The organism is Kitasatospora griseola (assembly GCF_014648555.1).
Classification (GTDB): Bacteria; Actinomycetota; Actinomycetes; order Streptomycetales; family Streptomycetaceae; genus Kitasatospora; species Kitasatospora griseola.
This window is the reverse complement of sequence record NZ_BMRI01000001.1, coordinates 267,585-268,109: the sequence shown is the minus strand read 5'-3', so window position 1 is coordinate 268,109 and position 525 is coordinate 267,585. Positions and strand designations below refer to the sequence as shown.

The 525-nt window shown below is 74.9% G+C and carries 1 pseudogene; it reads left to right on the top strand.

The features are described 5' to 3' along the window. Positions 1 to 525: pseudogene (locus IEZ12_RS37505) on the top strand (prenyltransferase); the annotation flags it as partial.

The window sequence follows — 525 nt, the reverse complement described above, 5'->3', positions numbered from 1 at the left end:
CTCGATCCTGCACGCCCTGCGCTGCGGACTCGCCATCGCCGACCACCTCGACCGGCCCCAGCCCGACTGGGAGCTCGCCGCCGGCCGCCTCCGCCACGCCATCGCCCACCACCCCGAGCGGTTCCTCGACAAGGACCGCTACTCGATGGACTGGTACTACCCCGTCCTCGGCACCGCGCTGCGCGGCGAGGAGGCGACGGCCCGGCTGGCCGCCGACTGGGACCGGTTCGTCGTCCCCGGCCTCGGCGTCCGCTGCGTCAGCGACCGGCCCTGGGTCACCGGCGGCGAGAGCGCCGAGCTCGCCCTCGCGCTGTGGGCCGCCGGACAGTCCGACCGCGCCGTCGAGATCCTCCGCTGGATCCAGCACCTGCGGCACCAGGACGGCTCCTACTGGACCGGCTACGTCTTCGAGGACGACGCGATCTGGCCCGAGGAACGCACCACCTGGACGGCCGGCGCGCTGCTGCTCGCCGTCGCGGCCCTCGGCGGCGACCACGCGACGGTCAGCGTCTTCGGCGGGGAGCA